Below are 25384 nucleotides of genomic sequence, written 5' to 3'. Positions count from 1 at the left end.
CAAGGGGGAAGAAGGCGATTTAGTGAAGGATCACGCGGGCAAAACGGCAATTCTTGTAGTATAACTACAAGCTTGCTACATCCCTGGCATCTGCCAATAACAAGAGTCCTGCCCTGTGAACCTGTTGCAACATATCGCCCAGTCGCGCCACCTGTTACGCAAATCGGAACTCAAGGTTGCCGATCACGTGCTGCTTGACCCTGCGGCTGTAATGCACAGTTCCATGGCCGACCTGGCCCACAGCGTCGGCATCAGCGAGCCGACCATCGTGCGCTTCTGCCGCGCCATCGGTTGCTCGGGGTTCCAGGACCTGAAACTCAAATTGGCCCAGAGCCTGGCCGCCGGCGCGAGTTTTGGCCAGTTCGCGATCCACGAAGACGATTCGGTCGCCGACTACAGCCTGAAAATTTTTGACACCACCCTGCACACCCTGATGGAAGTGCGCGAGAAGCTCGATCCGGTGGAGCTGCAAAAAGCCGTGACCGCAATGTCCCAGGCCCAGCGCGTGGAGTTTTACGGCTTTGGCGCCTCGGGTGCGGTGGCGGCCGACGCCCAGCACAAGTTCTTCCGCTTGCTGCTCACCGCAGCGGCCTACAGCGACCCGCACATGCAGGCCATGTCGGCGGTGACCTTGAAGCCTACCGACGTGGCCATCTGCATTTCCCAGTCCGGCCGCTCCAAAGACCTGCTGATCACCGCCAACCTGGTGCGCGAAAGCGGCGCCTCGCTGATCACCCTGTGCCCGAGCCAGACACCATTGGCAGAACTGTCCACGGTCAACCTGGCGATCGATGTGCACGAAGACACCGAAATCTACACGCCGCTGACCTCGCGCATCGCCCACTTGGTGGTGATCGACGTGCTCGCCATGGGCGTAGCCATGGCGCGTGGACCGAGCCTGGTCAACCACCTCAAGAGCGTGAAGCGCAGCTTGCGCAGCCTGCGGTTGTCGCCCAAGTCGGTCAAAGCCCTGGACGACTGATCCCAAGGCCATACTGGGTCAACATGTGGGAGCTGGCTTGCCTGCGATAGCATCACCTCGGTTTGACGGGTAGACCGAGTTGTCTGCATCGCAGGCAAGCCAGCTCCCACAGTTGATTTGCATCGAGGCTGGAAGATTCATCTTCCTGTCATCCCCGCGCCGCCAAACCGTCATCCCCTGCGCCCATCCTGTACTCCCCGTACTCGCATTGGGAGACTCGAAATGGCCCGGCACTACGAAGAAAGCAGCAGCTCCGTCAAAACCCGTCGTCAGCAGGAAGACCAGCGCCGCATGGCGTTCCGTCGCGCGATCGAAGACCGTTGCGATCAGCGTCAACTGCTGCAGAGCCTCAGTGACTACCCGGAACTGCATTGGCAGGCACCCGTGGCCGCCCAGCGAAACGTTCAGCCAGCGCGCTGATCTGCAACCGCTCGCTGCGGATAAAGCCCAGGAAGGCATGGGCCACCGGTGACAGGCGCTTGGCCTTGGCCTGCACCAGGCACCAACTGCGGTACAGCGGCAGTTCCTCCACCGGCAGCTCCCTGAGCCCGCCGGTGGCCAGTTCCATGTTGACTGCATGGCGCGTCAGCAGCGCCACGCCGAGCCCGGCGCACACACATTCGCGTTGCGCCTCGGCCGAAGCCACTTCCACCGTCTGGGTGAAGTGCACGCGTTTTTCCTTGAAATACTCTTCACACGCCATCCGCGTGCCTGAGCCAGGCTCGCGCAGCAGCAGCGTGTAAGGCTCCAGGTCCTGCAGGCGCAGCCGGCCTTTGAGGCTTAACGGATGATCCGGTGGCGCCACCGCCACAATCGGATTGTTGAGGAAGGGCAAAAACTCCAGGCCCATGTCCTGGGGCACCATGGACATGATCACCAGGTCGTCACGGTTATCCGAGAGCCTGCGAATCACCTGCGCGCGGTTCACCACCGTGAGGTGCAGTTGCACGTCCGGATGCTGGCGTTTGAAAGCGGCGAACAAGTGCGGCACGAAGTACTTGGCGCTGGACTCCACCGCCAGTTTCAACTGGCCCTGCAGCGACCCCTGCATGTCCGACAGCTGCATATCGAGGTTTTCCAGGCGCCCGAAAATATCGCGGCTGGCCCGTTGTAGGGCTTCGGCGGCCTCGGTCATGTAAAGCTTTTTGCCGACATACTCGAACAGCGGCTGACCAATCAGCTCTTCAAGCTGGCGAATTTGCAGGCTGACGGCCGGTTGCGTGAGGGACATTTCCTCGGCCGCCCGGCTGTAGGACCTTAGATCACACACCTCGTGGAAGATTTGCAGCTGACGCAATGTCAGCCGCATCAATGACTTACGCATTATCAAATAACCCTGGCCAGCCCACAGGCATCGACTATAAGTCTTTACTTATACACAACCCAATAATTATTGATTTTTGTTAATTCCTCCAGCCGCTTAGTGTGCGTCTCGCGACTGTCATGAAACATTTGGTCACGCGCCGACCCCGCCTAATCGGGTCGAAGACGCAGCAATCGGCTCAAGGGAATTTCCAAGTGATAAAAAAGATCCTGATCGCCAACCGTGGGGAAATTGCCGTCCGTATCGTACGTGCCTGTGCCGAGATGGGCATTCGCTCGGTCGCGGTGTTTTCCGATGCCGACCGCCATGCGCTGCACGTTAAACGTGCCGACGAAGCCCACAGCATTGGTGCCGAGCCGCTGGCCGGTTACCTCAACCCGCGCAAGCTGGTGAACCTGGCCGTGGAGACCGGTTGCGACGCGCTGCACCCCGGCTACGGTTTCCTGTCGGAAAACGCCGAGCTGGCGGACATCTGCGCCGAACGTGGCATCAAGTTCATTGGCCCTTCGGCTGAAGTCATCCGCCGCATGGGCGACAAGACCGAAGCGCGCCGCAGCATGATCAAGGCCGGCGTGCCGGTGACCCCCGGCACAGAAGGCAATGTCGCTGACATCGCCGAGGCCCTCACCGAAGGCGACCGCATTGGTTACCCGGTGATGCTCAAGGCCACTTCCGGTGGTGGCGGTCGCGGTATTCGTCGTTGCAACAGCCGTGAAGAACTAGAGCAAGCCTTCCCTCGCGTGATCTCCGAGGCCACCAAGGCTTTCGGATCGGCGGAAGTGTTCCTGGAAAAATGCATCGTCAATCCCAAGCACATTGAGGCGCAGATCCTCGGTGACAGCTTTGGCAACGTGGTGCACCTGTTCGAGCGCGATTGCTCGATCCAGCGCCGCAACCAGAAGCTGATCGAAATCGCGCCCAGCCCACAGCTGACCCCTGAACAGCGCGCCTACATCGGCGACCTGTCGGTGCGCGCCGCCAAGGCCGTAGGCTACGAGAACGCCGGCACCGTGGAATTTTTGCTCGCCGAAGGCGAAGTGTATTTCATGGAGATGAACACCCGGGTGCAGGTGGAACACACCATCACCGAAGAAATCACCGGCATCGACATCGTGCGCGAGCAAATCCGCATCGCCTCCGGCCTGGCGCTGTCGGTGAAGCAGGAAGACATCCAGCACCGTGGCTTCGCATTGCAGTTTCGTATCAACGCCGAAGACCCGAAGAACAACTTCCTGCCCAGCTTCGGCAAGATCACCCGTTACTACGCGCCCGGCGGCCCCGGCGTACGCACCGATACGGCGATTTACACCGGCTACACCATCCCGCCGTTCTACGACTCCATGTGCCTCAAATTGGTGGTGTGGGCGCTCACCTGGGAAGAAGCCATGGACCGCGGCCTGCGCGCCCTGGACGACATGCGCTTGCAAGGCGTGAAGACCACCGCCGCCTACTACCAGGAAATCCTGCGCAACCCGGAATTCCGCAGCGGCCAGTTCAACACCAGTTTCGTTGAAAGCCACCCTGAGCTGACCAACTACTCGATCAAGCGCAAACCCGAAGAGCTGGCCCTGGCCATCGCCGCCGCCATCGCCGCCCACGCAGGCCTGTGAGGAATACAACAATGTCCAAGAAAATCTTTGTCACCGACACCATCCTGCGCGACGCCCACCAATCGTTGCTGGCGACCCGCATGCGCACCGACGACATGCTGCCGATCTGCGACAAGCTTGACAAAGTCGGCTACTGGTCCCTGGAAGTCTGGGGCGGCGCGACCTTCGACGCCTGCGTACGCTTTCTGAAAGAAGACCCATGGGAGCGCCTGCGCAAACTGCGCGCCGCGTTGCCTAACACCCGCCTGCAAATGCTGCTGCGTGGCCAAAACCTGCTGGGCTATCGCCACTACAGCGACGACGTGGTCAAAGCCTTCGTCGCCAAGGCGGCCGTGAATGGCATCGACGTGTTCCGCATCTTCGATGCCATGAACGACGTACGTAACCTGCGCGTCGCCATCGAGTCGGTAAAAGCTGCCGGCAAACATGCCCAGGGCACCATCGCCTACACCACCAGCCCGGTGCACACCGTCGAAGCGTTCGTGGCCCAGGCCAGGCAGCTGGAATCCATGGGCTGCGACTCCATCGCGATCAAGGACATGGCCGGCCTGCTGACCCCGTACGCCACCGGCGAACTGGTCAAGGCGCTGAAAGCCGAGCAGACCCTGCCGATCTTTATCCACTCCCACGACACCGCCGGCCTGGCCGCGATGTGCCAACTCAAGGCCATCGAAAACGGTGCCGACCACATCGACACCGCGATCTCCAGCTTTGCCTGGGGCACCAGCCATCCGGGCACCGAGTCGATGGTCGCCGCGCTTAAAGGCAGCGAGTTCGACACCGGCCTGAGCCTGGAACTGCTGCAAGAGATCGGCCTGTACTTCTATGCCGTGCGCAAGAAGTACCACCAGTTCGAAAGCGAATTCACCGCCGTCGACACCCGCGTACAAGTCAACCAGGTACCGGGCGGGATGATTTCCAACCTGGCCAACCAGTTGAAAGAGCAGGGCGCCCTCAACCGTATGAGCGAAGTGCTGGCCGAGATCCCGCGCGTGCGTGAAGACCTGGGCTTCCCGCCGCTGGTCACGCCGACCTCACAGATCGTTGGCACCCAGGCGTTCTTCAACGTGCTGGCCGGCGAGCGCTACAAGACCATCACCAACGAAGTGAAGCTCTACCTGCAAGGCGGCTACGGCAAAGCGCCGGGCACCGTGAACGAGAAGCTGCGTCGTCAGGCCATCGGCAGCGAAGACGTGATCGACGTGCGCCCTGCCGATTTGCTCAAACCGGAGATGACCAAGCTGCGTGGCGAAATCGGCGCGTTGGCCAAGTCCGAAGAGGACGTGCTGACCTACGCCATGTTCCCGGATATCGGACGCAAGTTCCTCGAAGAACGCGACGCCGGCACCCTGGCGCCGGAAGTGTTGCTGCCGATCCCTGAAGCCGGCGGCGTGGTCCGCGCAGGCGGGGAAGGCGTGCCAACCGAGTTCGTGATCGACGTGCACGGCGAAAGCTACCGCGTGGACATCACCGGTGTGGGCGTGAAGGCCGAGGGCAAGCGGCACTTTTACCTTTCTATCGATGGCATGCCCGAAGAAGTGGTGTTCGAACCACTCAACGACTTTGTCAGCAGCGGCGGCAGCAAGCGCAAGCACGCCACCGAGCCAGGGCACGTCAGCACGGCAATGCCGGGCAATATCGTCGATGTGCTGGTCAAGGAAGGCGACGTGGTCAAGGCCGGCCAGGCGGTGCTGATTACCGAAGCCATGAAGATGGAAACCGAAGTGCAGGCATCGATTGCCGGCAAGGTAACCGCCGTTCATGTGGCCAAGGGCGACCGCGTCAATCCTGGCGAAATTCTGATTGAAATCGAAGGCTGACACACAGCCTTCGACACTACCGTTTAATCCTCGGGGGAGCAGGTGCTCCCCTTTTTTTCGTCTGCGATTTGGTGGCCGCGCTTAAAAACTCATCGTCCACTGCCCCATCAGGCCCTGATTGCGGCTCTGGGTGCCGGCCTGGCCGCTGTAGCTCAGGCCGACGGTGTGTTGCGCGGACAGCGCAAGGTCCAGACCGGCTTGCAGCTCCAGGCTGTCGCGGTCGAGTGAGGTGCCGATGATGGTGAAATCGTCAATCAGCCCCGGTGTGTGGCGATAGGACTGGCGTACCTGGCTGTCGACCGCGCCGTAGAGGTGTTTCCAGCGAGCGCTCAGGTGGGGTTTGAGGCTGACCTGATTATCGAACCGATACGCCGTCGCCAGACGCAGGCCAGCGGTACTGTTCAGGTTTTGCTGGGTTTGCGAGCCGACGTTCAGCGCGGCCAGACCGCCGCGCTCCTTGAAGCTGTCGCGGTGATAACGCTGGTAGCCAAGGCCGATGAACGGCTCGGCGCTGAAACCCGCGCTGCCCAATTGGTAGCCCAGTTCAGAGAAGAGGGTATGGCTTTGGGCGTCGTAGCGGCTCTTGAACTGCTCTTGGTAGTCGAGCAGTTCAATGCGGCGCTTGTTGGTGCCGGCATGGCGGCTATAGATGCCCCCCAGGCGCAGGGCCATCGGCCCGTCCTGGCGCACCGCGTAGCCACCCAGGTGCCAGCTGTCGAGGTCTGCGTCAAAGCGTTGGGCGTCGAGGCGGCTGCTGGTCTTTGCGCCCATTACACCGACGCGCCAGGCGTGGTCCAGTGCCCAGTCGCCACCCAGCATCACGCCTTGGGTGTCGGTCTTCAGGCCGGCGCTGCCCCCTTGTCTGGCGAGGTGGCCCTGGTTGCGCACGCCTTTGGCCCAGAAGTGGCCCTCTTCGGTGTCGGGCAGCGCGTGCAGGGTCGAAAGCAACTGGCTGCCGAGCTGATGCGTGGTGTTTTGAGTCGCGGCGGCGAGGTTAGCGTTCTGGCTGCCCGCCAGTTGTTCAAGAGCGGCACCCATTCCTCCGGGTGCCTGGGTGAGGGCGTGGGCAATGTCGTCCAGTGCCTTTTCATCTTCCGATGTCAGTTCGGCGTCCATCAAATCGGCCATCGCGGAATCCAGCACGGCAGCGACCTGCAAACCGTTGTACGACGTGGCCTTCTGGATCAGATAACCGTCCACCGGCGACGTGTCGACTTTAGGCACTTCATACCACTCGGCATCCTCTGTATCGTCGTCCTTCAAGTAGTCGGCACCACCTCGCGCATAGGCGGTTGAAAGGCTGGCCGTGCTGATCGCAAGGGCCATGACCAGGGCAAATCTGTGGGGTGTTAGAAGCATGTAATCCCAACCTCTGATAAATGAGGCCGGGAATTTAACGAGATGGACGGGTGATAAATGTCAGGCCCGCGACTGCTGTTTTGCGGGAGTTGTCTCTACTCGGCGGCGATTAAAAACACTCAAGCCCTAGATGCTCGTTTGCATTAGATTGCGTTTTTTACGAGCTTTTGCAAAAAAATGCATTTTAATGCGTAAACATGGCTGCTATCTACTCTGGTGATGGATGCCGAGGGCGTCACCCGAACGACCAAGTGGCCCAAACCCCTGGAAGTGGCGGGCGACATCAATTGGCGCGGTGTCTGCGATGCGCTGGGCGACATTCTCGATCCCAGTTTGCCAAAATGTGCAAATTTCGGTGCGCACCCTGGTGCATATCGAGCATGGCGAGGGCAATCAGACCCTCAAATCGCTGAACGCGGTGTTTCGCCCCTTCGGTATGCAGATGGGCGTAGTCAGGATCCGCCGCAACCACTGAAGCGTTTCAACCGCGCCGCACATAACCCTTGCCGAAGTGCCGCTCCATGCGGGCCTGGATCAACTCCAGTGCCAGGGACATCACCCAGTAGATGATCGCCGCCGTGGTAAGCATCTCGATGTAGCGGTAGCTGGAGCGGCCGTAGGACTGCGCGAGGAACATCACTTCCCACACCCCCATCACCGAGATCAGCGACGAGTCCTTGAGCATCGAGATGAACTGGTTGGTCGCTGGCGGGATGATGGTGCGCATGGCCTGGGGCAGGGTGACGTGCCAGAAGATCGCCCTGTCGCGCATGCCCAGTGCCAGGGCGGCCTCGCGTTGCCCGTGGGGCACGCCGAGGATGCCAGCGCGGAAAATCTCGCTCAGGTAGGCGCCATAGTTCAGCGACAGCGCAATGATTCCGGCAACGATAGCGCCCGGTACCAGGCCCAACTGCGGCAGGCCCAGGTAGATCAGCAAAATCTGGATCAGCAGCGGCGTACCGCGAAAAAACGACGCGTAGAAACTGGCGATGCCAAACGCCACCGCGCTTTTCGACAGACGTCCCAGGGCCGTGACAAAACCCAGCACCGACGACGCCAGCATCGAGCACAGGCACAGGAACAGCGTGAGCGCCGCGCCCTGCAAAAAACCGTTGGGCGCCAGGTGCAGGCCGACCAGATTGGGCAGCTTGTCGAGGATGATCGAGAACTTCAGGTCAAAGCTCAGGAAAAAACTGGCAAACAGAACAAACAACGCTGCCCAGGTCAGGTAAAGCCGTGTGCGAAAACTCATTGGCTGATGTCGGCGCCGATCCATTTTTGCGACAGCTTGCTCAAGGTGCCGTCCTGTTTGAGCTGGGCGAAGACCTCACGCACCTTGCTGTCCCACTGCGGGTCGCCTTTTTCGATGGCCACCGAGTTGGGCTCCGAATACAACGGCGCGCCGGCCAGCTTGAAACGCTTGTCCTGGCTCAGGCGCGGCTGTGCAGTGACCAGGTTGGTGAGAATTGCATCCAGGCGCACGCCAGCCCCCAGGCCCAGGTCCTGGAAGGCCACGTTGTCGGTGTCATACGGGGCAATCTGTACGTCTTCGAACGGGTATTGCAGCTGCGTGTCTTCGGCGCCTTCGATCACCAGGTTCTTGTTCAGGTAGCTTTCGTAGCTGGAGGCGCTGGTGAGGCCGACTTTCTTGCCGCTCAGGTCCTTGGCTTCGTGGATGCGGTCGTCCTTGGCATTGACCACGATCACGGCAGGCGAGGCGTAATACTGCACCGGGAAGTCGAACACCTCGGCGCGTGCCTTGCTCGGCGTCATGGAGCAGATGCAAATGTCATAGCGACCGCTCCAGCGGCCGGCGGCGATCACGTCCCATGAGGGGGTTTCCAGGCGCAGTTTCACGCCCAGCTTCTGCGCCACGGCCTTGGCCACGTCCACATCGAAACCGTCGAGCTGATTCTGATCATTGAGAAATGAGAACGGCGGGTAGCTTTCCATCAGCACGCCGACCAGTTCCTTCTTTTGCTCGATACGGTCCAGCGTGGCACCGCCAAAAGCTTGAGTGGAAGCAGCCAGCAATGTCAGGCCCAGGGCCAGCAGCGGTTGGATTTTCAAAATTGAACACCTGAATAAAAAAGAGGTTGTTATTAAGCGGATGGTACGCATTAAATAGTTATAAGAACGACTCTCATAGTGAGTTATTTTCATAAGCATATGAGTAAAAAGCATATGGGCGCAGCAAGCACAGTAATTCTCGACGGCGGCATGGGCCGCGAACTGCAACGCCGTGGCGCACCGTTTCGCCAGCCGGAGTGGTCGGCATTGGCCTTGAGCGAGGCGCCGCAGGCGGTAGAGGCGGTGCATGCGGCGTATATCGCCAGCGGTGCCAACGTGATTACCAGCAACAGCTACGCAGTGGTGCCGTTTCATATCGGGGAAGCGCGGTTCGCCGAGGAAGGCCAGGCGCTGGCTGCATTGGCTGGTGAGTTGGCGCGGCGTGCGGTGGACGCCTCGGGCAAGGCCGTGCGCGTGGCCGGCTCGTTGCCGCCGTTGTTCGGCTCGTACCGCCCGGACCTGTTCCAGGCCGAGCGCGTGAACGAACTGCTGAGTCCGTTGGTGCAAGGCCTCGCGCCCCATGTCGACCTGTGGCTGGCGGAGACTCAGAGCTCAATCGCCGAGGCGCGGGCGATTCATGCCGGTTTGCCGCAGGACGGCAAGCCGTTCTGGCTGTCGTTTACCTTGAAGGATGAAGACACCGACGACGTCCCGCGTCTGCGCTCCGGCGAGCCGGTGACAGAGGCTGCCGAGGCGGCGGTGCAATTGGGCGTGCAGGTGCTGCTGTTCAACTGCAGCCAACCGGAAGTGATCGGTGCCGCGATTGATGCCGCCCGGCACACCTTCGAGCGCCTGGGGGCACCGATCCGGATCGGCGCCTACGCCAACGCTTTCCCGCCGCAACCCAAGGAAGCCACGGCCAACGACGGTCTGGACCCGTTGCGCGACGACCTCGACCCTCCGGGCTACCTGCACTGGGCCGTCGACTGGCAGGCGCGTGGCGCGAGCCACCTGGGCGGTTGCTGCGGGATCGGGCCGGAGCATATCGCGGTGTTGGCCGAGCAACTGAGTCGCTGATTCACTACAGGCTGAAACTCCAGGAGGCTGCGTGGCGAGCGAGCTTGCCCCAATGCCGTTCAGTCAAGCGCAGATACACTGTGGCGAGCAGGCTTGTCCTGCGTTGGGCTGCGCAGCAGCCCCAAAACCAGGCGCTGAGCCGTATCAGGTACACCGCGTTTTGCTGGATTGGGTGCGCTTCGCACCCCAACGCGGGGCAAGCCCGCTCGCCACAGGCGTGGGGCTGCCTGAAACTGCAGGTTAAATAACAAGAGGGAGCAAGCCCCCTCCCGTGTTGTGTTCAGGCCCGGCACTCGGCCAGGGTTTTAAGTTGGCCGGCGCCTGCCTGATTGGCTTCTGACAACCAGGCTTCAAACCCCGCGCCCACCTTCGGCCACTGCGCGTCGATGATCGAAAACCATGCCGTGTCCCGGTTATGCCCCTTGATCACCGAGTGCTGGCGAAACACACCCTCAAAACTGAATCCCAACCGCTCGGCCGCGTAGCGCGAGCGGTCGTTGGCGTTGTTGCATTTCCATTCCAGCCGGCGATAGCCCAGGTCGAACGCGTGCCTGGCGAGCAAGTACACCGCCTCGGTGCTTTTGGGCGAGCGTTGCATCGGCGCGCCGAAGGTGACGTGGCCGATTTCGATGCGCCCGTGTTCGGGCACGATGGACATCAGGCTGATAAGGCCTTGGGCGCGGCCACTCGTGCGGTCGATCACGCTGAAAAAATACGGGTCGCTGTGCGCGGCATGATTGCTCAGCCAGGCATCGAAGGCGCCGCGCTCGGGGAATGGGCCGTAGGGCAAATAATCCCACAGTCTCGGATCGGCGCCGGGCCCTTGCAGGGCATCGAACAGGTCGTCGCCATGCTGCGCCGGGTCGAGTTTTTCCAGGTGGATGAAACGCCCGTCGAGCTGTTGCACGGCAGGCGCCGGGACGCCCTTCCAGTCGGGGAGAGGAGTGGACATGTGACGCTCCTTAAAGGGCTTGGCGAAATTGGATGAGGCCTGGGCGTTCGGCGATGCGCTCGTACAGTTGGATCGCCGTGGCGTTGGTTTCATGGGTCAACCAGTGCACTTTGGCACAGCCGTCGGCCCTGGCGGTGGCATACACGAATTCGATCAGCTTGCGGCCTATGCCAGTGCCGCGCTGGGACGGGGCCACCAGCAGGTCCTGCAGGTAGCAGGAATTTTCGATGCTCCAGTTGGACCGATGGTAGATGAAGTTGACCATGCCCACCGCCTGACCATCCTGCCAGGCCAACGCTGAATGAGTGGGCTCGCCGGGGTCGATCAGGCGTTGCCAGGTGCTGTGGCTGACGGCCTGCGGCAACTCGGTCTTGTAGAACGCCAAATACGCCTGCCACAGCGGCAGCCAGGCAGCGTGGTCGGCGGCGGTGACCAGGCGGATGTCGATCTGGCTCATTCTCAAACTCCTTGGGAAATAAGGCGGGCCACGGCCTGATCGCGCACATCGGCGCTGACCGCCAGGCCTTCGCGTACCCCGGCGATGTCGGCCGGGCTGCGGTTCTGGCTGAGTTTACGTTTGCCGATCAGGCGTTCGATGGGCAGCGCGAAGCCGACGATGGCCTTGAGCATGCCGTCAATATAGTCGGCCGGCGCATCGCTGACTTGCCATGGCTGCTCGCGCCGAGCCTCGTGGCGATCAGTCAGGGCCGTGACCACGCCGAGCAGGCGTACCGCGTCGCTGAACACCTCGGCGGTGCCGTAAGCGTGCACCGCCTGGTAATTCCAGGTCGGCACCACTTTGCCGTGCTCGGTCTTGGCCGGGTAGAACGAGGGACTGATATAGGCGTCGGCACCGGCAAAGATCACCAGCGCCTCGGCGCCGTTCTGCAGTTCGCGCCACTGTGGATTGGCCTTGGCCAGATGCCCGTAGAGCGTGCCATTGGGGCTCTCGTCCGAGTTGAGCAGCAGCGGCAGGTGGCTGGCCAGCAGGCCTTGCTCACCGAACGTCACCAACTGGGCCAGGCGGGTGTGGCGGATCCATTGCTGGAGTTCGGGCAGATCATCGACGGCAAAGGCGCGGGGTGTGTACATGGAAATTTTCCTTGGCGAATGCCTCCATCCTAGGCAGGCTAATGGCTCGTTGTAAGAGCCATCTTTGGCAAATTTCAGGGGTCCAATTTCATGTCGGTTATCGAACCGCCCTTGTCGTTCAACCCCGCAGGTATCGAGCTGGATCGCCGCTTTGGCCTGACCCGTCAGCTGTACCTTGCCCTGCGCCAGCGGGTGCTTGATGAGCGCCTGGTCAGCGGGACGCGATTGCCAGCCAGCCGTGATCTGGCTGCCGCGCTCGGTATTTCCCGTAATAGCGTGGTCAGGGCGTATGACCAGCTGTATGCCGAGGGCTTTATCGAGACGCGGGTGGGCGATGGCACCTATGTAGCGCAGTTACCCCAAGCGGCAATGCCCGCTAAAAAACTATCCACAAAACTGTCCACAGCCTTATCAACAGGCTTACCCACAGGGTTATCCACAAATTGCCCGGATTCCAGTGTCAAAGTTATCCACAGCGGTGCGCTGGACCGCTTGCAAATCCATCATCTTGCACGGCCTCCCAGCGCCCCGCCGCGAGCGTTTCGAGTCGGTGTGCCGGCCTTCGATCTGTTCCCTTTTGAGGTGTGGGCCAAGCTGAATGCGGCGTTCTGGCGCCGACCCGACCTGCAGCATCTCTGCTATGGCGACTCGGCCGGTGACATGCGCCTGCGCGGCCTGATCGCCGCCTACTTGCGCAGCTCCCGCGGTCTGCAATGCACGGCTGAGCAAATAGTGATCACCAGCGGAGCGCAGCAGGCCATCAGCCTTTGTGCACAGCTGCTGGTGGAGCCAGGCGACCACGTGGCCATCGAGAATCCGGGGTACCAGGCCGCCGCCCACGCGTTCGCCGTGGCCGGTGGCCGATTGCACGGCGTGGCGGTGGACAGCGAAGGCATCGACTGTGCTGCCCTCAATGCCCTTGAGCATTGCCGCCTGGCCTACGTCACCCCGTCCCATCAATACCCGCTGGGGGTGGTGATGAGCCTGGCGCGACGTTTGGAGTTATTGGCCTGGGCCGAGCGGACCGACGGTTGGGTGATCGAGGACGACTATGACGGCGAATACCGCTACAGCGGCGCACCGCTGGCGCCATTGGCGGCGTTGGACCGCAGCGGGCGCGTGCTCTATGTCGGCACCTTCGGCAAGGTGGCCTTTCCCGCATTGCGTCTGGGCTACCTGGTGTTGCCGCCGGGTCTGGTAGAGCCGTTCTCACGGCGCCGTGCCATCGACATGCGCCACTCCGAGGTCAGCACCCAGGCGGTGATGGCCGAATTCATGGCGGCGGGGCATTTTCAGCGACACATCCGGCGCATGCGTCGCGCCGCACTGAGCCGTCTCGCTGCGCTGCAGAGCGGCTGGCCGGGCCCATTGCCCGGCGTGAGCGGCCTGCCCACGGTCGTTGCCGGCCTGCACCTGAGCGTGCGGGTAGACAGCCTCGCCCGTGAACGGCAATTGCTGACGCAGGCGGAGGCGGTGGGGGTTGAGATCACCGGCCTGAGCCGATACTGGCTACCCGATTCCAGCACGCCGCCCGACCAGCGCGCCGGTCTGGTGCTCGGCTTTGCCGCTGTGCCTGTGGCGCAGATCGCGCAGGCCCTGGAGCGCCTGCGCCAGGCCTGGGGTGGCTAAACCCCTGCAGGAGGTGGGTTAAAAAACAGCGATCGAGCCAGTTGCGGGCTTATTTCACTGCGGTATACCGCAATATTGTCGCGTTCGTCGCCGCGGCCGGTTGGTTGATACTTGCCGCCCAGACGCCGCTGCGCCTTGGTTTTAAGGTGCGCTGCGGTGTAAGTCTCTTCTGGGCTGACCAAGTCCTTGTAGTGAAAATGCGCATACCACAGCGCATTGGCGCTTTGCGTGTCGAGGATTTCATATTCCTTCAAATAGCCTTTGTGACGCCCGGCCAGCTTACTGCGCGCGCCCGGCAACGGTTTGATGGTGATCTCCTTTTCGCGGTACAGCAGTTCGACATGAGCGGCTGTAGGGGGGCGTTGCTTGAGCATGTCGAGCTTGACCCGGCGACCCTCTGCATAGAGGCGTTTGACGGCACTGTCGAGGTTGCGATTGGTCAGCGCCGCCGACGACGAACTGCTTTCGGTCTGGTTACTGGCGGTCAGAGCCGAGTCGATATCGCGGCTGGCCTGCTCCAACTCGTCGGCCTTGCGGTGGAAGCGCTCTTCGATTTCCACCGGCAGGCGGCGTGCTTCGCCGGCCAGTCCTTTGGTGCGCACGATGAAACGCTCGACATCATCGAGCAGCGCCTGGGCGTCGGTGATGCTGGCGGCCACATCTCGCGCCTTTCCGCGCGCGGGCTGAGGCGACACGCGTCGGCGTTCGACCCACACGCCGTCTTTCTCATGAAACAGCGCTATCACTTTGCCGGTCAGTGGCTGCTTGACCTCCACCAGGGGTGTCGGCTCACCGCTGTTTGACGGGCGTTCCTCACCCACCACCACCCCCTTGAAGCGGGTCTTGATCACCCTTGTCCGAGGTTTCGGGACAGGCCTGGACGGACCGGCTGTCATCGACTCCAGCGCTTTGCGTTCGCGCAACAGGCTGGTCAGCCGCTTGGTCGCCCGTTGGGAAAATTGCTCGGTGAGCTGTTGCAGGGTTTCAAGAGCCGGTCGGTGCACAGCCTGCGGGAAGTCGGCCGGCAAGTCGGCCATGCTTTGGTCCAGCCCGGCAAACTGCTCCACCAGGCTGTCGAACAACTGGATCTGCTCATCCAGCGTGGCCGGGTTATTCGGCTGCGAGGCTTCACACAGGCTCTGTATCGCGAGATCGGCCCTGTCGACCATCTGGCTCAGGGTCAAACGGGCATCGGCCGCAGCGCCCTCGTTCAAGCACAAAAAGCGCGCCAGGGTAATACGAAAGGCCTTCAGATCATCCACGGCCAACTTGGGCAGAAGCGAGGCCTGTTGATCGGCGAACAGCACGCCTTCGGCACCCAACGCGCGCGCGTCCTTAAAGTGTGCCTCCAGGTAATTGAGGCGATCTATCAGCGCTTGGGTGGAGGCATCGACGCGGCGACAATCTTCAATGGCCGTGCGGGGCACTGGCACGTCTTCAAGGTCAAGGTAGTCAGAGACGCTCAGCAAGTCTTCTTCAAGGTGGGTCATTTGTTCAGCGGTGGCGCTGCGCGCCAGGATGATCTGGTCGCCCAGGTAGCCGAGCATGGCCTGCTGATATGTGGGCACGGTATCGAGGATATTCAGCGATTTGAGCTGGGAGATCGGCAGGTCCAATTCTTCAAGGCGGGTTGTCACATTCGTCAGGTAAGTGCTGCGGGCCTGCGCACGATCGGCCGGGTCTGCCTTCTCAATGGCCTCCTGCAGGTCCACCAGTTGCTTGCGCCGCTGTTCCAGCTGGGTATCGAAGGCATCCAGCTGTTCGCGCAGTTCACGGATTTTCGGCGGCCTCAGGCGCTGGCCCTTCTGCCGCCGGCTGCGCAGCCCGCCGCCGCGCAGGCGCAGGCGGGTGTCGATAAACCATTGGCCGAGGCGGTTGTTGACCAACGGCGGGCCCAAGCGATCCGGATTTTTGGGGTCGATGATCAGTACCGCGTCATTTTCGTCCAGTGTCACCTCAAACCAGCGATGCGCGACCGGGGCGTACCACTTCGAGCCTTTCGGATAAAGATGCAGATGGGCGCCAGGCGTGGTGGTCTGTTCGCCCAGCCCTTCGGGTTTGCTCAGGCTGAAACTGTCCAGCGTCGCGGCGAGGTTGAGGCGGCTGCGCGTCAGCGCGCCACTGAAGTGCACGCTCATGTCATGGGTGGCGGTCAAGTGGGCAATATCGAGGGTCGGTTTCTGGATGATCGACAGTTTGGCCGGCAGCGGCGCCTTGGGTGCCGGCGCCTTTTCAAGCGCAACCGTTGGCCTGTGCTGCTCGCTGACGTGCAGCGCCAGCGCCATGCCCAGCGTCAGGAAAAAATCCACGGCTGCGCCGACGCCCTTGGACGTGTCGCCGCTTTCTTCGGCATCGATGCCTTGCTGCACGTCATCCAGAAGCTGCCAGACCCACGCTGCAGCGCCTGCCGTTCGCCCCATGAACGGCAGCGCGGCGTTGAGCAGCACCCAGCCAGCGTGCTTGAAGCTTTCCCAGCGTGCCTGCGCATTCGAAACCGATTGCCTATCCGCCAGGGTCACCAGCGCACGGGCGTTAGCCGTGTAAAGCGCTGTGAACACATCGCTGTCCAGCAATTGGGTATCGAGTTCGACAGGCCCGCTCATTACCCATGAACTGACGGGCGCGCTGAGCAGTTCAGGCAGCACCCAGGGGGAAGGCACGCTGCCTGGAAAGACGAATTGCGTGTAGTCGTTACGCACGTCGTCAGCCAGCCAGGCGAGCACTGACTGGCGTAGCTCAGTGTCCTGTTTGATCGCGTAAAGCAGATTGGTCGGTGAGGGAAATTGCATCAAGGGTGCGCCGGCCAACGGTCGATACAGCAGGCAAGGGCCGTTTTTCGGATCCTGCGGCCCGATGATGAACATGTTTTCAACCCGATCCGCAGCGCCGCCCAACCGCCGTGTGGGGCGCAATGCCATGGGCCGGATGACCACCGCGTAGCCGTTTACCTTGCGCTGCGTTGCGTCTTCGAGCATCACGGCGCACACATACCGATAACCCAGTTCATCCAGGTCGAACTCCTGGCGAATCTTGTACTGCAGCGCCAGCAGCGGCAGTTGCAGGCGCAGTTGCTCGGTGTACAGGCGTTGACGACGTTGAGTTTGCGCCGGGTCCTTGAGTAGCCGCGTGTTGACCTGTTCAGGGTAGTGGTGGCCGATATCGGCCTGGGCAATCAGTTGCTCCAGGTAGGCGACCGTCATCCAGGCCGGCGCTGCTTTGCCATTGCGGTAGCTCAGGGTTTTGTTGCCCAGTGGCAACTCGGCAAGATTCTGCAGGGCCAGTTCGATCAGCTTGAAGGTTTCGGTTTGAGTGGCGCCGGGTATCGCGATGGTGCCCCAGACCACCTGGCTGGTGACGGTGATCTCTATGTTGTCCAGGTTCAGATGCGCGGCCTCGGGATGGTCCTTGAGCAACTCTGTCAGTAGCGCCTGGCGCGCAAAATCGGTGATCGACGGCAGCTCATCCGTGAAGGTCTTGCCTTCGTTCTGAACGGACAGGGTGCCCAGGTCCATCATGTAGCGCGCGTAGGCGGTTTGATCGGTCTGTGATGCCTTCAACAACCAGTCGGGTAAAGCGCTGCGTATTTCATCGATCCTCGATGGCTTGATCACCGCTCCGGGCGCGGGCGTATTCAAGTCATGGGTGGGCAGCAGGGTCGGTGTACGCGTGGAGAAAAAGTCGATGTCACCAATGGCCTCGAGTTGCAGGCCGATCAAACTGCAGGCCTGGTACTCGAAGAAATTGCCATCTGGTTCCAGCAGCCGCCAGTGCAGTTGCGCGTCGGCGGTGCCCTGATAAGAAGCCAGTGTTTTGCCGAACGCCTCCAGGCTGGCAAACTTTTTGTACCCGGCGTTGATCGAGTAGGTGAGCAGGATGGTTTTCTGCCCGTGGCGCGCGACCAGCACGGCAGTGGACAGCAGGCTGATATGCTGGACGCTTGAGCCGTCCTGACGGTCGATGTCCACAAGGTAGGTGCGAGTGGCGTATTTGTCGTGGGGCAGGCGCTCAGCGTAATCGGGATAGTGATACACCAGGCGGGCCACGGCGCAGTCGTCGGTATCCCAGTCATCCATCTCCTGCACATTCCAGATATCACGCAGGGTCTTGGCCAGCACGCGCCAGCGCGTGCCATGGGTGCCTGCACTCTGGTTCCAGAAATCCACCTGTTGCTCCTGGAACGCCACGCGCAGCAAGGGTGCCAGCTCGTTGATCAGCCGCCCGATGGCATCGATCTTCACGGGCAGGTGCGCTTCGCGGTCGCTGCCCGAAAGGCTCACCAGGTAGTGCTCGTTATCGAGGTAAGTCACCGGCGCCTGAGCGAATGCACTGCGTGTGAGGGCGCCGGTGAGGGTTTCTCCAAAGGCTTTTTCGGGGATGAGTTCGCCGTCTTGCACAGACCATCTCGGGGTTTTGACGATGGCCAGATTCGGGTTGAGATTCAGTGTCGGGTACAGTTCGTGCAGCGCCGTTTTCAAGGTGGCTGAAGCCACTTCTCGCAGGGACGGGCCGATGATCAGTTGGGTCAGCAGCTCGTTGTTGTCGGTCAATAAGGCGGGACGTGGGGTAAGCGTTGAAGCCATGGGAAACTCCTGACGAGCCTGAGAGTGGAAACGACCCGAGGGCATGCCTGGGGTGTTGCCATACTAGGAACCGCTCAGTCAGGAGGGCGGTGATTATGTAAGGGCGGGCCTCAGCCCAGTTCACCGCACAGGTTGGCTTCCACCAGGCGCCGCACTTGGGCGTGATCCAGCCCGGCACCGAGCAGCGCGTTGAGCTTGCCGAACGCCGCTTCGCGGGTCATGCCGCCACCGGAGAGCACGTCCACACCGCGCAGGCGGCTGCCGGCTTCGTAGATGTCCAGCTCCACGCCGCCTTCATGGCATTGGGTGATCGCGACCACGGCAATGCCCTTGTCCTGCGCCCGCTGCAGGCTGGCGAGAAACTCGGGGTTGTCGCTGGGGCCGGTGCCGCTGCCGAAGCATTCGAGGATCAGCCCGTGAATGCCGCTGTCAATCAGGCCATCCAACTGCGCCGCGCCAATACCGGGCACCAGCGGCAGCACGCCGACGCTGGCCAGGGTTTTCGGCTGGCGATAATCCAGCGCCGTGGGGAGCGAGGCGACACGCGCCACGCCGCCCTGACGCTTGAGGGCCGCAAAGGGATTGCGCCCGAAACTGCGAATTTTCGCGCAGGCAGTGGGCGCCAGCAGCGCGCCGTGAAAGTGCAGGTGCACCCCCGGCGCCAAGCCTGCGCCCAGAGCGGCCAAGGCGCCGCTGACATTCTCCCAGGCATCGCTGTCGGGCACGCCGGCCGGCAGCATCGAGCCGGTGAACACCACCGGCACCGGCAGGCCGAGTAGTTGGAAGCTCATGGCGGCGGCGCTGTAGGCCAGTGTGTCGGTGCCGTGCAGGATCAGCACGGCGTCGCAACCGGCGTCCAGCGCATCGATCACCGCCGTGCGCAGGCGCTGCCAGTAAGCGGGGGTCATGTTGGCGCTGTCGATCAGCGGCGCCATCTCCTGAAAGCGCCATGTGGGCACGTGCGCATCGGCGAGTTGCTCACGCATGCGCGCTTCAAAACCCGAAGCAGGTGCCAGGCCGTTGGCGCTGGCCTGCATGCCGATGGTACCGCCGGTGTAGAGCACCATCACGTTGTTGGCTGATTGCATCGAAGAATCTCCTGAACGAAAAACGCCGCCGGGCCCAGAGCATGCCCAAGGCCGGGCGGCGTGTCATCTCTCTAGACTCAGCGCGGTGCGTGCGCGCTCAGTTCAGCGGTTGGCGCTTGCTGCGGCTTTGCCGGATTGGCCGGCCAGGCGCTGCGGTCCAGGTCCAGATCCGGGAACTGGCTGGAATCGAACACCGGCGTCTTGATGCCAGCGGCGCGCTGGCTGTCGTAGTCGTTCAGGATGCGCATGGCGATCTTGAACAGGAACGCCAGGGCGAACAGGTTGACGAACGCGAGCAGGGTCATGGTGATGTCGGCGAAGGCGAATACGGTGCTCAGGTTCTCGATCGAACCCCAGAAGATCAGCACCAGCACCAGCGCGCGGTAGCCCATCAACACCTTGCGGTTGTTGCCGACCAGAAAGCGCAGGTTGCTCTCGCCCAAGTAGTAGTTGTACATGATCGAGGTGAACACGAACAACGCCAGGGCCACCGAGATGAACATGCGGCCCCAGTCACCGACCACTGCGGCCAGGGAGTTCTGGGTCAGGGCAATGCCGTCGCCTTCAAAGCCCGGGGTGTAGAAGCCCGAGAGCAGGATCAGCAGCGCGGTGCAGGTGCAGATCACGAAGGTGTCGAGGAACACGCTGAACGCCTGGACCACGCCCTGGGCAATCGGGTGCTCTACCGACGCGACGGCGGCCACGTTGGGCGCACTGCCCAGGCCTGCTTCGTTGGCGAACACGCCGCGCTTGACGCCCATGATGATCGCGCTGCCCACCAGGCCACCGAAGGCCTGGTCGAGACCGAAGGCGCTCTTGACGATGGTCGCGAGCATGGCCGGTACGTGGTCGAATTGCAGCACGATCACGTAAAGGGTTACGGCGATGTAGATGAGGGTTTTGACGGGCACCAGCAGGTCGGCAATCGACGCGATGCGCTTGATCCCGCCGATGAACACCAGGCCCAGCAATACTGCCAGCGCCAGGCCGGTGTAGGTGGTGTCCAGACCAAAGGCGTTGTTCAGCGAGTGGGTCACGGCGTGGGCTTGCAGGCCGTTGAAGGCAAAGCCGAAGGTCACCAGCAGCAGGAACGCCATGACCATGCCCAGCCAGCGTTTGTGCAGGCCGTGCTGGATGTAATAGGCCGGGCCGCCACGGTAGGCGCCTTCAGCGTCGGTACGCTTGTACAGCTGGCCCAGGGAGCACTCGATAAAGCTCGACGACATGCCCACCAGCGCGGTGACCCACATCCAGAACACGGCACCCGGGCCACCCAGGGTCACGGCAATGCCGACGCCCGCGATGTTACCGGCACCGACGCGGCCTGCCAGGCTGAGCATCAGCGCCTGAAACGAACTGAGCTGGCCGGAGCTGCTCTTCAGGCTGTCTTTGAACACCGAAAACATGTGGAAAAAGTGGCGCAGCTGAACGAATCGCGAGCGAATCGTGAAATAACCACCGAGCCCGACAATGAGCACGATCAGTACTTTCCCTGAGAGGAAGTCGTTGATGACTTCGAGCATGGAGTGTTCCTCGCTGATTTTTTAATGGCAAACGCAGGAGGGCTCGACGCATCGCTCGGCACCAGGCAGTGCACGACGCTTCGACCCCAATCCTTTTGCGGGTGTTGTTATTCATGCGCTTCGCGTTGTTCCGGGCCCCGTTACCGATGGCCGCAGACGCGATGAGGGGCGGCACTATACCTAGGCGCGCGTGATCCGTCTGCATGGGCCGATTAAAGGCTTCAGCAACACTGAATCGGGCAAGTCGGGTTTGCAGGGCGATGTTGGATTTTTTATAGGCGTCATTTCGCAACCTCAAGGCAAAAAAAAGGGCCTGAAGAACGAGCCTTCAGGCCCTCAAAAGGTGAGAGGTGTCTAGTCCCTCAACCTGGTGAGCGGTGCAACGAACATCAGGCCTTCAACGGGACCAGACGTGGAGCGATCATGTTTTCGGGGCGCAGGATGTCGTCGAGCATGGCGTCGTCGAGCAAGCCTTCTTCGCGCACCAGTTCCAGCACGCCGCGACCGCTTTCCAGGGCGATTCGCGCAATGCGGGTGGCGTTTTCATAGCCGATGTAAGGGTTCAGCGCGGTCACCAGGCCGATGGAGTGTTCCACCAGTTCGCGGCAGCGTGCTTCGTTGGCGGTGATGCCGACGATGCAGTGCTCGCGCAGCATGTCCATGGCGCGTTGCAGCAGGCGGATCGAGTCGAAGATCTTGAAGGCGATCAGCGGCTCCATCACGTTCAACTGCAGTTGGCCGCCTTCGGCCGCCATGGTCAGCGCCAGGTCGTTGCCGATGACTTGGAATGCCACTTGGTTGACCGCTTCCGGAATCACCGGGTTGACCTTGCCTGGCATGATCGAGCTGCCTGGCTGGCGGGCCGGCAGGTTGATCTCGTTGATGCCGGTGCGTGGGCCGCTGGACAGCAGGCGCAGATCGTTGCAGATTTTCGACAGCTTCACCGCGGTACGCTTGAGCATGCCGGAGAACAGCACGAAGGCGCCCATGTCGGAAGTGGCTTCGATCAGGTCTGCGGCCGGCACCAGTGGTTGGCCGCTGATCAGGGCCAGGCGTTCTACGGCCAGGGCCTGGTAGCGCGGGTCGGCGTTGATGCCGGTGCCGATGGCGGTGCCGCCCAGGTTCACTTCGGTGAGCAGCTCCGGCGCCAGGGTCTTCAGGCGGGCCAGGTCTTCGCTCAGGGTGGTGGCGAAGGCGCGGAATTCCTGGCCGAGGGTCATCGGCACGGCGTCTTGCAATTGGGTGCGGCCCATTTTCAGCACATGGCCGAACTCCACGCCCTTGGCGGCGAACGCCTGAATCAGGCTGTCGAGGCTGGCCAGCAGTGCGTCGTGACCCAGCAGCAGACCCAGACGGATCGCGGTGGGGTAGGCGTCGTTGGTCGACTGCGCCATGTTCACGTCGTTGTTGGGATGCAGGTATTGATATTCGCCCTTCTGGTGACCCATGGCCTCCAGCGCGATATTGGCGATGACTTCGTTGGCATTCATATTGGTTGAAGTGCCGGCGCCGCCTTGAATCATGTCCACCACGAATTCTTCGTGGAAATCGCCGCGGATCAAGCGGGCACAGGCTTCGCTGATGGCGGCGTGCTTGGCGTCGCTGAGCTGGCCCAGTTCGCGGTTGGCATCCGCCGCCGCCTGCTTGACCATTGCCAGACCGACCACCAATTTCGGGTAATGCGAAATCGGAACGCCCGAGAGGCGGAAGTTGTTCACCGCTCGCAGGGTCTGGATGCCGTAATACGCTTGAGCCGGTACGTCGAGTACGCCAAGCAGGTCTTTTTCTGTGCGGAATGATGCAGCGGAGGACATGACGGAAATCATCTCGATAAGGACCCGGAACAGGCCGGAACGCTGCGAATGCTAGGCGTGTGGACGTTTTTGGGCCAATGCTGTTAAACACTGGGCTATGCACAAACGGCATAATGTCGGCGTGACCCAGCTATCATGACGGGCGTGTGTGCCAAAATGGTGCGTGGCCTTGGAGGCAGTGATGAACCTTGAGAGCAAATGGCTGGAAGACTTCAGCGCCCTGGCGGCGACGCGCAGCTTTTCCCAGGCGGCGGAGCGGCGTTTCGTCACCCAGCCGGCGTTCAGTCGGCGTATCCGCAGCCTGGAGGCCGCGCTGGGCCTGACGCTGGTCAACCGTTCGCGCACGCCGGTGGAGCTGACAGCGGCGGGGCAGCTGTTTCTGGTCACCGCGCGTACGGTGGTCGAACAGTTGGGCGAAGTGCTACGCCATTTGCATCACTTGGAAGGCGGCCAGGGCGAAGTCATGCAAGTGGCCGCCGCCCACTCCCTGGCGCTGGGTTTCTTCCCGCGCTGGATCGCCCAACTGCGCAACGAAGGTTTGAACATCGCCACACGGCTGGTCGCCACCAACGTTGGCGACGCTGTGCACGCCCTGCGCGAAGGCGGCTGCGACCTGATGCTGGCGTTCTACGACCCGGACGCCGCGATGCAGATGGACGCCGAAATCTTCCCCTCGCTGCACCTGGGCAATACCGAAATGCTCCCGGTGTGCGCCGCCGATGCCGACGGTAAACCACTGTTCGATCTGGAAGGCGAAGGCAGCGTGCCTTTGCTGGCCTACAGCGCCGGCGCGTTTCTCGGGCGGTCGGTGCATTTGCTCCTGCGCCAGCGCGCGTTGCGTTTCACCACCGTGTACGAGACCGCCATGGCCGACAGCCTCAAGAGCATGGCCCTCGAAGGCCTGGGCATCGCCTGGGTGCCGCAGTTGAGTGTGCGCGCTGAGCTGGCGCGGGGTGAACTGGTGGTGTGTGGCGGGCCGCAGTGGCATGTGCCGCTGGAGATTCGGTTGTACCGGTGCGCGTTGGTGCGCAAGGCGAATGTGCGGTTGTTGTGGCGCAAGTTGGAGGGTGGAGCCGCGCAGAGTAGTGTCTGATATTAAAGCTCATATATGAGCCTTTTAATTGATATTACGGCTTAGCGGGTCATATATAGCCTTTTTAAAGATGGAGATCGGCGTATGTCGTTCATCTATCTATTCTCTTCACCTGCGGAAATCGCCAGGGAGGTAGGCAGCAATGCAAAAAAACGCCGCCTCTCCAAAAATCTCTCGCGAAAAACGCTTGCTGAGAATTCGGGGGTTTCAGAGTCGACGATCAAGCGATTCGAACTGACTGGCGTGGTAACCCTTGAGGCGCTGATCCTCATTGCCACCGCACTTGATGAGTTGAGTGGCGTGACCAGACTCTTCAAGCCGGAGCACCCAGGCTCATACGATGAGCTGAAAAACGCCAAGCGCAAGCGAGGTATGAGGTGATGACCAAGACGTTAAAGCACGTGCAGGCACTGGCTGCGCTGCGACTCGCGGGCGGCTCGCCCGGCGGCGCGCGCCCAAAGGCGATTCTGGCTCTTTCTGACGATGGGAAGAATGCCTCCCACGCCTTTGGACCTCTTCCCCAGGGCTACGACCATTGGATCGTTAAGTTCAGGGCTCTGCACGAGCCAGTTGAAACCGGGCGTATCGAGTTTGCCTATGCCGAAATGGCCAGGGACGCCGGGGTGACCATGGCTGAGTCGCGCGTGCTGGACATGCAAATGCCCAGCGGGGAAATTGAGCATTTCTTCGCGACCAAGCGCCCATTACCAGGACCTCGTCGCTGACTCCCGAGTCAATAAAACCGCCGCTTTGCGCCGTTGGACAGATGGTCATCCAAGGGGCTGTTTATCCCGATTATTACGGTATACTGCGCGGCCTTCGGCCGGTCCAACCGGCCTTATTTCGTACACCAAGCCACGCCGGATTTCCTGCGTGGCTTGTTGTTTTTTGACGCGCCTGCGGGCGCCCAGAGAGAAGAGGCACGACGATGAGTGCATTGGTTGGCGTGATCATGGGCTCCAAGTCCGATTGGTCCACCCTTAGCCACACCGCCGATATGCTGGAAAAACTCGGCATTGCGTACGAAGTGAAGGTGGTCTCTGCCCACCGCACTCCGGACCTGCTGTTCCAGTATGCCGATGAGGCAGAATCCCGTGGCATCGAGGTGATCATCGCCGGTGCCGGCGGTGCGGCGCATTTGCCGGGCATGTGTGCGGCCAAGACCCACCTGCCTGTGCTTGGGGTGCCGGTGCAGTCGTCGATGCTCTCGGGCGTGGACTCGCTGTTGTCCATCGTACAGATGCCCGCCGGCATCCCGGTGGCGACCCTGGCGATCGGCAAGGCCGGCGCGATCAACGCCGCCTTGCTGGCGGCCAGCATCCTGGGCGCCAAGCACCCGCAGTTTCACGCGGTGCTGAAAAAATTCCGTGCCGAGCAGACAGACAGCGTGCTGGACAATCCAGACCCACGCATCGCCTGAGGTTGTTATTG

The 25384-nt window shown here is 61.7% G+C and carries 21 protein-coding genes and 1 pseudogene; 11 read left to right on the top strand and 11 right to left on the bottom strand.

The window, feature by feature from the left end:
- Positions 1-115 precede the first annotated feature (115 nt).
- The gene (gene hexR / locus H045_RS20730; protein WP_003177007.1) at positions 116-982 is read left to right on the top strand and encodes a transcriptional regulator HexR; all 867 of its coding nucleotides are present in this window, start codon (positions 116-118) and stop codon (positions 980-982) included.
- A gap of 222 nt (positions 983-1204) precedes the next feature.
- Complete coding sequence (locus tag H045_RS24770; RefSeq protein ID WP_081602906.1) at positions 1205-1402, top strand: PA3496 family putative envelope integrity protein; 198 nt, start codon at positions 1205-1207, stop codon at positions 1400-1402.
- Here the strand turns inward: H045_RS24770 and H045_RS20720 are convergent.
- Positions 1332-2306: a LysR family transcriptional regulator gene (locus H045_RS20720; protein ID WP_041931543.1), complete on the bottom strand. Its 975-nt coding sequence runs from the start codon at positions 2304-2306 to the stop codon at positions 1332-1334. The two genes, H045_RS24770 and H045_RS20720, sit on opposite strands and share 71 nt — an antisense overlap.
- A 194-nt stretch (positions 2307-2500) precedes the next feature.
- Here H045_RS20720 and H045_RS20715 point away from each other — a divergent pair, with 194 nt between their 5' ends.
- Together H045_RS20715 and oadA are read left to right on the top strand one after the other, a co-directional pair.
- Positions 2501-3916, top strand: a complete 1416-nt coding sequence (locus tag H045_RS20715; protein WP_015373342.1) for an acetyl-CoA carboxylase biotin carboxylase subunit — start codon at positions 2501-2503, stop codon at positions 3914-3916.
- Between the two features lie 11 nt (positions 3917-3927).
- Positions 3928-5736 carry a sodium-extruding oxaloacetate decarboxylase subunit alpha gene (gene oadA / locus H045_RS20710; protein ID WP_015373341.1) on the top strand — a complete coding sequence of 603 codons (1809 nt, stop codon included), beginning with the start codon at positions 3928-3930 and terminating at the stop codon, positions 5734-5736.
- A gap of 81 nt (positions 5737-5817) precedes the next feature.
- Here the strand turns inward: oadA and H045_RS20705 are convergent, their stop codons facing one another.
- Positions 5818-7095, bottom strand: coding sequence for an autotransporter outer membrane beta-barrel domain-containing protein (locus H045_RS20705; RefSeq protein WP_041931542.1), 1278 nt, complete (start codon positions 7093-7095; stop codon positions 5818-5820).
- Between the two features lie 323 nt (positions 7096-7418).
- Here H045_RS20705 and H045_RS20700 point away from each other — a divergent pair.
- Positions 7419-7570 (top strand): annotated as a pseudogene (locus H045_RS20700) (transcriptional regulator); the annotation flags it as partial.
- A 6-nt stretch (positions 7571-7576) separates the two neighbouring features.
- Here H045_RS20700 and H045_RS20695 read toward each other — a convergent pair.
- Both H045_RS20695 and H045_RS20690 read right to left on the bottom strand, forming a co-directional pair.
- Positions 7577-8347, bottom strand: a complete 771-nt coding sequence (locus H045_RS20695) for an amino acid ABC transporter permease (protein WP_015373338.1) — start codon at positions 8345-8347, stop codon at positions 7577-7579.
- Positions 8344-9165 carry an ABC transporter substrate-binding protein gene (locus H045_RS20690; RefSeq protein WP_003231752.1) on the bottom strand — a complete coding sequence of 274 codons (822 nt, stop codon included), beginning with the start codon at positions 9163-9165 and terminating at the stop codon, positions 8344-8346. Before H045_RS20690 ends, H045_RS20695 begins: the two co-directional genes overlap by 4 nt.
- 114 nt (positions 9166-9279) lie before the next feature.
- On the opposite strand from H045_RS20690, the gene H045_RS20685 reads away from it, so the two are divergent.
- On the top strand, positions 9280-10182 hold the full coding sequence (locus tag H045_RS20685) for a homocysteine S-methyltransferase family protein (protein ID WP_015373337.1): 903 nt from the start codon (positions 9280-9282) through the stop codon (positions 10180-10182).
- Between the two features lie 280 nt (positions 10183-10462).
- On the opposite strand, the gene H045_RS20680 is transcribed toward H045_RS20685, so the two are convergent.
- From H045_RS20680 to H045_RS20670, 3 genes are read right to left on the bottom strand one after another with little or no spacing between them, the layout of a single operon-like run.
- Positions 10463-11134 carry a GNAT family N-acetyltransferase gene (locus tag H045_RS20680; RefSeq protein ID WP_003231747.1) on the bottom strand — a complete coding sequence of 224 codons (672 nt, stop codon included), beginning with the start codon at positions 11132-11134 and terminating at the stop codon, positions 10463-10465.
- Between the two features lie 10 nt (positions 11135-11144).
- Positions 11145-11591, bottom strand: a complete 447-nt coding sequence (locus tag H045_RS20675; protein ID WP_015373336.1) for a GNAT family N-acetyltransferase — start codon at positions 11589-11591, stop codon at positions 11145-11147.
- Between the two features lie 2 nt (positions 11592-11593).
- Positions 11594-12226 carry an FMN-binding negative transcriptional regulator gene (locus H045_RS20670; protein ID WP_015373335.1) on the bottom strand — a complete coding sequence of 211 codons (633 nt, stop codon included), beginning with the start codon at positions 12224-12226 and terminating at the stop codon, positions 11594-11596.
- A gap of 90 nt (positions 12227-12316) precedes the next feature.
- On the opposite strand from H045_RS20670, the gene pdxR reads away from it, so the two are divergent.
- Positions 12317-13855 (top strand): MocR-like pyridoxine biosynthesis transcription factor PdxR, encoded by a 1539-nt coding sequence (gene pdxR, locus H045_RS20665; protein ID WP_015373334.1) that lies wholly within the window; start codon positions 12317-12319, stop codon positions 13853-13855.
- Here the strand turns inward: pdxR and H045_RS20660 are convergent.
- The 4 genes from H045_RS20660 to aspA form a co-directional block, all read right to left on the bottom strand.
- The gene (locus H045_RS20660) at positions 13852-18435 is read right to left on the bottom strand and encodes a dermonecrotic toxin domain-containing protein (protein ID WP_015373333.1); all 4584 of its coding nucleotides are present in this window, start codon (positions 18433-18435) and stop codon (positions 13852-13854) included. The two genes, pdxR and H045_RS20660, sit on opposite strands and share 4 nt — an antisense overlap.
- Positions 18436-18545: 110 nt before the next feature.
- Entirely contained in the window at positions 18546-19523 is a 978-nt protein-coding gene (locus H045_RS20655; RefSeq protein WP_015373332.1) for an asparaginase, read from the bottom strand.
- A gap of 77 nt (positions 19524-19600) precedes the next feature.
- Positions 19601-21046: an alanine/glycine:cation symporter family protein gene (locus H045_RS20650; RefSeq protein WP_003231736.1), complete on the bottom strand. Its 1446-nt coding sequence runs from the start codon at positions 21044-21046 to the stop codon at positions 19601-19603.
- 389 nt (positions 21047-21435) lie between these two features.
- A complete protein-coding gene (gene aspA, locus H045_RS20645) occupies positions 21436-22860 on the bottom strand; it encodes an aspartate ammonia-lyase (protein WP_003231735.1) in 1425 nt (474 codons plus the stop codon).
- A gap of 181 nt (positions 22861-23041) precedes the next feature.
- Here aspA and H045_RS20640 point away from each other — a divergent pair, with 181 nt between their 5' ends.
- The 4 genes from H045_RS20640 to purE all read left to right on the top strand — a co-directional run bounded on the left by H045_RS20640 (position 23042) and on the right by purE (position 25373).
- Positions 23042-23953, top strand: a complete 912-nt coding sequence (locus H045_RS20640; protein ID WP_003231734.1) for a LysR substrate-binding domain-containing protein — start codon at positions 23042-23044, stop codon at positions 23951-23953.
- An 84-nt stretch (positions 23954-24037) separates the two neighbouring features.
- Positions 24038-24334 carry a helix-turn-helix domain-containing protein gene (locus H045_RS20635; protein ID WP_003231733.1) on the top strand — a complete coding sequence of 99 codons (297 nt, stop codon included), beginning with the start codon at positions 24038-24040 and terminating at the stop codon, positions 24332-24334.
- Positions 24334-24678, top strand: a complete 345-nt coding sequence (locus H045_RS20630) for a HipA domain-containing protein (protein ID WP_015373331.1) — start codon at positions 24334-24336, stop codon at positions 24676-24678. Before H045_RS20635 ends, H045_RS20630 begins: the two co-directional genes overlap by 1 nt.
- A 203-nt stretch (positions 24679-24881) precedes the next feature.
- The gene (purE, locus tag H045_RS20625) at positions 24882-25373 is read left to right on the top strand and encodes a 5-(carboxyamino)imidazole ribonucleotide mutase (protein ID WP_003231730.1); all 492 of its coding nucleotides are present in this window, start codon (positions 24882-24884) and stop codon (positions 25371-25373) included.
- The last annotated feature ends 11 nt before the right edge of the window (positions 25374-25384 follow it).

Origin of the sequence: Pseudomonas poae RE*1-1-14, from assembly GCF_000336465.1 — a bacterium.
Classification (GTDB): domain Bacteria; phylum Pseudomonadota; class Gammaproteobacteria; order Pseudomonadales; family Pseudomonadaceae; genus Aquipseudomonas; species Aquipseudomonas poae.
This window is presented reverse-complemented; position numbering and strand designations above follow the sequence as displayed.